The sequence below is a fragment of the Domibacillus tundrae genome, assembly GCF_000970675.1.
GTDB classification, from domain to species: domain Bacteria; phylum Bacillota; class Bacilli; order Bacillales; family Domibacillaceae; genus Domibacillus; species Domibacillus tundrae.
The window spans coordinates 130,731-137,594 of sequence record NZ_LAJA01000010.1 but is presented as its reverse complement, the minus strand read 5'-3'; the positions used below and the strand labels follow the sequence as shown (position 1 = coordinate 137,594).

The 6,864-nt window shown below is 46.6% G+C and carries 6 protein-coding genes; 2 read left to right on the top strand and 4 right to left on the bottom strand.

The annotated features are described in order from the left end of the window. Positions 1-152: 152 nt before the first annotated feature. Both fdhD and VQ00_RS10860 read right to left on the bottom strand, forming a co-directional pair. Positions 153-929, bottom strand: a complete 777-nt coding sequence (gene fdhD, locus VQ00_RS10865) for a formate dehydrogenase accessory sulfurtransferase FdhD (protein WP_425388369.1) — start codon at positions 927-929, stop codon at positions 153-155. Positions 930-958: 29 nt separating this feature from the next. Then, positions 959-1,303 (bottom strand): Na-translocating system protein MpsC family protein, encoded by a 345-nt coding sequence (locus tag VQ00_RS10860; protein ID WP_046180155.1) that lies wholly within the window; start codon positions 1,301-1,303, stop codon positions 959-961. Between the two features lie 121 nt (positions 1,304-1,424). Here VQ00_RS10860 and VQ00_RS10855 point away from each other — a divergent pair, with 121 nt between their 5' ends. Next, a complete protein-coding gene (locus tag VQ00_RS10855; RefSeq protein WP_046180154.1) occupies positions 1,425-2,291 on the top strand; it encodes an NAD(P)-dependent oxidoreductase in 867 nt (288 codons plus the stop codon). 115 nt (positions 2,292-2,406) lie between these two features. On the opposite strand, the gene yidA is transcribed toward VQ00_RS10855, so the two are convergent. Both yidA and VQ00_RS10845 read right to left on the bottom strand, forming a co-directional pair. Next, complete coding sequence (gene yidA, locus VQ00_RS10850; RefSeq protein WP_046180153.1) at positions 2,407-3,216, bottom strand: sugar-phosphatase; 810 nt, start codon at positions 3,214-3,216, stop codon at positions 2,407-2,409. 127 nt (positions 3,217-3,343) lie between these two features. Beyond that, a complete protein-coding gene (locus VQ00_RS10845) occupies positions 3,344-4,321 on the bottom strand; it encodes an aldo/keto reductase (protein ID WP_245618099.1) in 978 nt (325 codons plus the stop codon). 188 nt (positions 4,322-4,509) lie between these two features. Between VQ00_RS10845 and helD the strand changes: the two genes are divergently transcribed. Next, a complete protein-coding gene (gene helD, locus VQ00_RS10840) occupies positions 4,510-6,837 on the top strand; it encodes an RNA polymerase recycling motor HelD (RefSeq protein WP_046180151.1) in 2,328 nt (775 codons plus the stop codon). Positions 6,838-6,864 lie beyond the last annotated feature (27 nt).

Here is a 6,864-nt window from a genome sequence, read left to right as displayed (position 1 = left end):
TAAGCTTTTTAAATGCTGTCTAATCCTTCTGCATCACTTGCAGAAATGTCAAACACCATTAGTATGACTGATAAAAAGAAAACAGGCCGTGCTTTCTTTCCATCCTTTTTGCTTTTCATGTAAGCGCTACCTATTTTATCAGAATAGTGCATTTAAGGCAATACAATCCGTTCTGGACATGTGTAAATATTCATCGAACCGTTCCGTATAAATCCAACTGTTGTAATGCCAAGCTCCTCGGCGGACTGGAGCGCAAATTCAGTTGGCGCCGATTTCGACAGAACGATTTCGCAGCCGATTTTGGCCACTTTCAGCAAAATCTCAGACGAAATCCGGCCGCTGAATACGATAATCTTTCCTTTTGTCGACAGCCCATTTTTCAAACAATGCCCATATAATTTATCAAGCGCATTGTGCCGGCCAATGTCCATCCTGCTCAGTAAAATACCCGATTCATCACATAATGCTGCATTATGAACGCCACCGGTCCGCTGAAAAACAGCCGCTTCGTCCTGCATCGACGACATAAGCGAAAAACAATCGTCCGGTGTGATACGAACATGAATATCATGCATTTTTTTTGCTGTCAGCGCGTCGTTCGCAAATACAAACCCCTGCCGGCTCATGCCGCAGCACGACGTAATGTACCGCTTGTTTTGCAGCTTTTGAAAAAATGGGTTGATGTGCGACAGTTCGACGTGAACGAACCCTTCGTCATCTGTCCGAAGATAGCGGATGTCTTCATATCGGCGAATAACCCCCTCAGACGCCAAGTAGCCAATAACCATATCTTCTATGTACTCCGGCGTGCACACCATCGTCACAAATTCTTCTCCATTTATTTTCACTGTCACCGGCTGCTCAGTCACAATATGATCCTCCACCGGCTTTGCTTTTCCATTTTGAAAACGGATGACACTCCGTTTAATCTGTACGTCTTTCACTGTCATTCTTCCTTTCACACAATCGGCCGGTCAAACACAAACACTGACACAGCGATATCTTCGTCTACTTTTATGTCTGAAAATAAATAAACAAATTTTGCCCCTACGACTTCTTCCAGTCCTTCCGGCGGCGATTTGGCATATACATCCTGAATTAATCGCGTCCTGGCGGTGTGCACCATCTCTTTTCCTTCATTTGTTCCAGCAATGAACTTTTCCATCGGAGTCAAATTGCCATACAGTGTCGTCACCGCCATATTTTGCATAAACACCGTTTCCAGCCGGTCGGGCCCTTTGCCAAACAGCTGCTTTCTGAGCTTTCTAATAATATCATTAAACCGATTCACTTGTGCAGACATCGACATCCCCTTTTCCCTCTCAACACTTGCATTGTATCACTATTATTACGCAGTAAAAACAAGAGAAAACATTTTTTGATACAATTAAATAGCAAGCAATCTTTGGAAGGGGCGGGTACATATGAGCAGAACAGTTGGATTTATCGGCACAGGCGTCATGGGCAAAAGCATGGCCGGCCATTTGATGTATGCGGGCTATCCGGTCATCGTCTACAATCGGACGAAAGCAAAAGCGGAAGACTTACTGGCGGCGGGTGCCGTTTGGAAAGAAACACCGGCAGACGTCGCAAAAGAAGCGGATGTGATCATTACGATCGTCGGCTATCCGAGTGATGTTGAAGCCGTGTACCTTGGCGAAGAAGGCATTCTCGCAAACGCCAAGCCTGGCTCCTACGCCATTGACATGACAACATCCAGCCCGATTTTAGCGAAAAAGCTTTACGAAGAAGGCAAAAAGAAGGACATTCATGTACTAGATGCCCCGGTTTCCGGCGGTGATGTCGGCGCGAAAAACGGCACGCTTACGATTATGGCGGGTGGCACCAAAGAGGATTTTGATGCGGTAAAGCCGATCCTTGAGGTCATGGGCGGAAACATTATTTTGCAGGGAAGTGCAGGCGCCGGCCAGCATACGAAAATGTGCAACCAAATCGCGATTGCGTCCAATATGCTGGGTGTAGCGGAAGCGATCGTTTATGCGGAAAAAGCGGGTCTTGATCCGGAGCAGGTACTCGGCAGCATCGCCAGCGGCGCCGCTGGCAGCTGGTCGCTCGCAAACCTTGCTCCGCGCATGATCAAAGGCGACTTTGAACCCGGTTTTTACATTAAACATTTTATTAAAGACATGAACATCGCTATCGAGTCCGCGGAAGCAATGGGCATGAACACACCGGGGCTTACCCTTGCCAAATCCCTTTATGAAAAATTGTCTGAGCAGGGCCACGATGACAAAGGCACGCAGGCGATCTACTTATTGCTGAAAGGTTAAAGCTAACAGGCGAAAAAAACGAAAGGAGGGTCGAATTCCGGCGCATGATGATCGAAAAAAATTTTTTCCGACCGTCACATGCGAGAATTCGACCGTCCACTTATTTTATTCGACCTTAAACAAGCACCAATTCCCGAATCACGTGCGCCACGCCGTGTTCATTATTCGACTTTGTATGATAATCCGCCGCTTCTTTCACCATCGGAATCGCATTTTCCATTGCCACGCCGCAGCCCGCAAATTGAATCATCGACAAGTCATTGCCGTTGTCGCCGATCGTCATGACTTCTTCGCGCTTAATGCCAAGCTTCTCAGACAACCGTTTCACTGCATTGCCTTTGCTTACTTCTCTATGCAAAATTTCCAAATAAAACGGTGCGCTTTTCACCATCATATATTTGTCATTGATCTCAGCCGGAATGGCCGCAATCGTCCGGTCCAGACGCTCCGGTTCATCGATGTACATCAATTTCGGCATCGCAATATCCGCCGGCACTTCATCTACCGTACAGTGGCGGAACGGAATTTGCGTAATAAACGCCTCGTGTACCGTATAGGGGCTGATCAATTTATTCGTTGTATATAAATACTCCGCATCAAAAAAGTGCATCGGCGTATCAAGCGTCAAGCTTAGTTCATGCAAGGAACGAAAGTCGTCATAGCCAAGCGACTGCTTAAACACTACTTCGTTCGTATGCGTATTTTGTACAATCGCACCGTTATACGCAATCACATAATCCTCTTCATCCTCAAGACGAAGATCTTTCAAATAACGGCGCACTCCGGCAAGCGGCCGCCCCGTACAAAGTACAATTTTCACACCACGGTCCCGTGCCTCATCCAGCGCATTCCGGACCTCGTCTGTTACTTCATGGTGATCATTTAAAAGTGTTCCATCCATATCAATCGCAATCAATTTGTACATTCCACACTCTCCCGTCTGTCATACTCTTTTTTATCATAAACGAACAGCGGGCTAGCGGCAAATAGACCGGATTTGGTACGATTTCATTTTAGTCGTGCAAAAACCTCTTACACTGGTGCGATTTTGCTTATGGCAAATTCACACCGCGCGAAGACACATATAGCGTATACCATTCATCACGGCTCATCTCGACATTCATTGCTTTTGCCGAAGCACGAATCCGGTTCGGGCTCGTTGTGCCAATGACCGGCTGAATCATAGCCGGGTGCTTCATCAGCCACGCCAGAACAATGGCTTCGGTCGTTGTCCCTTTTTCCTGCGCCATCCTTTTAACAAGTGCCGCCGTTTCTTTCACCGACTCTGGCTGTTCTTCAAGCGGTGCGCCGGAATAGATGCCTTGTGCAAGCGGTCCCCACGCTTGGATTTGAATATTTTCCATTCGGCAATATTCAAGCGTCCCTTCTGGAAATATCGTTTCGCAGAAAGCCGGCTGATTCACGTGCACACCAGACTCGAGCCAGCCGATTTTATGCAGGCTCATCTCCAGCTGATTGACGACAAGCCGGTCACTGATCGCGCTTTGCAGCATCTTGATTTGTCCCGCGCTCATATTCGACACCCCAAAATAACGTACTTTCCCGGATGATTTCAGCTCATGAAATGCTTCCGCCACTTCATCTGGCTCCATCAAGGCATCCGGACGGTGCAGCAAAAGCGTATCTAAATGCTCCACACCGAGCCGTGATAAAATGCCGTCGACCCCAGCTAAAATATATTCTTTTGAAAAATTGTACCGCGTCGGCATGCCTGCTTCCTTATCCGGGAACGTAATCCCCGTTTTCGACTGGATCAAAATTTCATTCCGCAGCGACGGCCGCTCTTTTAGCACGCGCCCGAACACTTCCTCCGCTTTCCCATACGCATAAATATCCGCATGGTCAAACAAATTGATGCCTGACTCAATCGCCGCATCGACCGCCCAGTGCGCCTGTTTCACCTGCTCCTCTGTAATCACATCACGGCTCCAGCCGCCGCCAAACCCCATACAGCCAAGTACAAGCCTGCTCGCGTTTAATCCATGTTTTTGAATCGGCAACGTTTTCAAAAAAACCTCTCCTTTATTCAGTATGTACATTCTCTTCCATTACATCACAAAAACGCCCTAAATGCGATTCGGACGGTTTTTTAGGAAATACTATGTTTGATTCGGGCATACGTTGTTTGAGTATAGCGTTAAAAGGTGATATACAAGGATAGAATACCAAACTTTGAAAAACAGGATGTGTTTGGAGCATGAATCAAGAAACAGAACAGCAAAAGGAACAGCTGCGCGTGAATGAAGTGATTGACATCATCGATCGAAAACAAGTAGAGATCAAAGAAAAAACAGGCTCTTTAAAAGAAGGCATTATTGGTCTTCGCAACAACTTTTGGGAAGACGTAACGGTTAATATGGATGAGCCCGATGACGTTATTGAAACACAAGCAGGCATCAAGCAGCAGGCCGAATTGCTTCAAGAAAGAGAACGAAGCCATGGGCAGCTGTTTAATGAATGGAAAAAGCTTGACCGGCTGCGCCGTTCCCCTTATTTTGGCCGAATTGATTTTCAGGAATCCGGTGAACCGAAACCGGAACCAATTTATATCGGCATCGCATCTCTCATGGACCAAGAGCAGGAGAACTTTTTAATTTATGACTGGCGGGCCCCTATTTCAAGCATGTATTACGATTACACAATCGGTCCTGCCGCTTACCATACAATGGAAGGCCGGATAGAAGGAGATATTTCTTTAAAAAGGCAGTTTATCATTCAAAACGGCGAGATTACCGGTCAATTCGACACGAGTTTAACGATCGGTGATCATATTTTGCAGGCAGTCTTAGGCGGGAAATCAAGTGCGCAAATGAAAAGTATTGTCGCCACCACTCAAAGGGAACAAAATCAAATTATCCGCAATCAAAGAAGCCAGACGCTGATTGTTCAAGGAGCGGCTGGAAGCGGGAAAACATCAGCGGCACTTCAGCGGATTGCTTTTTTGCTGTACGCCAACCGCCGGACGCTGCAGGCGGAAAATATGCTCCTGTTTTCGCCCAATCCCCTATTCAACAGCTACGTATCCACTGTACTTCCGGAGCTCGGAGAAGAAAATATTCTCCAGACGACGTACAAGGAATATGTAGAGGACCGGATCGGTGATGCCTTCACCGTTCAAAGCCCGTTTGAACAGCTGGAACAGTTCCTTTTAAAAGGTACAGAACCTGAGGATTCTGTTAGAACAGCAGCCATTCAGTTCAAAGGCGGTCTGGACTTTAAGAAACGCATTGATGATTTTCTCGCTTCCCTTTCGCAGGAAGGCCTCGTTTTTCACGATATTGTGTTTCGGAATAAAATACTCGTTTCTTCCGAAGAAATCAAGCAGTACTTTTATACATTAGAACGTTCTATTCTCCTGCCAAACCGGTTAGAGCTTGTCTCGGAATGGCTGCTGAAAAAGCTTAAAAAACTGGAACGTTTGGAACAAAACGAAGAATGGGTGCGTGATGAAGTAGAGCTTTTAGATAAAGAAGATTTTTTAAACGCGTACCGGGCAAGCCAGAAAAAGCAGGCAAAAAAAGAGGATACCTTCAACGATGCAGACCTGGAATGGCGCATCTTAAGCCAAAGCGTCGCCAGAAAATATTTTCAGCCGTTAAGAAGCAAAATGAAGCGGCTCGGCTTTGTGGATGAAAAAGCGAATTTCCGGAAGATATTTGAGACACACACACAGCCCGCCTCCGATATATGGGTCCATGTTTGCGAAAGTACGCTCAAAGCCTTGGACCAGCATATACTCTGCTGGGAAGACGCAACCGCTTATTTGTATTTTCAAGACCAGCTCAAAGGGAAAAAGTCTTTTTCGCGTATCCGCCACGTTTTTATTGATGAAGCACAGGATTACTCGCTTTTTCAGCTTGCTTATTTAAAAACGCTGTTTCCGTCCAGTAAAATGACGCTGCTCGGTGACGTGAACCAATCCATCTTTGTTCAGTCCTCGAATGAGTCATCCGTTTTATCGGACACGCCAAGCCAAAAGGAATCATTCGAAAAAATTACGCTCACACGCAGCTACCGCTCCACCCGCCCGATCGTCGAATTTACACGGCAATTGATCGAAGGTGGCAGCCAAATAGAACCATTTAACCGGGAAGGCTCAAAACCAACCCTAACGTATGCGGATCATAAAGAAGACCTCCATCAGAAGCTGTTGGAGCGTATCAAATCACTGCTCGAAGCAGACGGTCGCCAAACGATCGCTGTCATTTGCAAAACGATGCAGGAAAGTCAAAACGTGCATGCCTGGCTGACACCACACATTTCTGCGCAATTACTGGATCAAGAAACATATACGTTTGAGCAGGGACTCGTCGTTATTCCCGCTTATTTAGCGAAAGGGATCGAGTTTGATGCCGTGATCCTTTTCAACGTATCCAAAGACGTATACAGCCGGGAATCGGAGCGAAATTTGTTTTATACCGCCTGCACCCGCGCTATGCATGAGCTTCATCTATTTTCGCTTGGAAAAGAAACCCGCCTGCTGCAGCCTGCTCAGCCGGAAACTTATACGGTGATTGAAAAATAAAAAGCGTGTCCCGGCCATTGCTGGCCG

Coding starts and splice junctions, on each gene's coding strand:
- VQ00_RS10860 (WP_046180155.1), bottom strand. CDS start 1,303: ATGTCTGCACAAGTGAATCGGTTTAATGATATTATTAGAAAGCTCAGA.
- VQ00_RS10855 (WP_046180154.1), top strand. CDS start 1,425: ATGAGCAGAACAGTTGGATTTATCGGCACAGGCGTCATGGGCAAAAGC.
- yidA (WP_046180153.1), bottom strand. CDS start 3,216: ATGTACAAATTGATTGCGATTGATATGGATGGAACACTTTTAAATGAT.
- helD (WP_046180151.1), top strand. CDS start 4,510: ATGAATCAAGAAACAGAACAGCAAAAGGAACAGCTGCGCGTGAATGAA.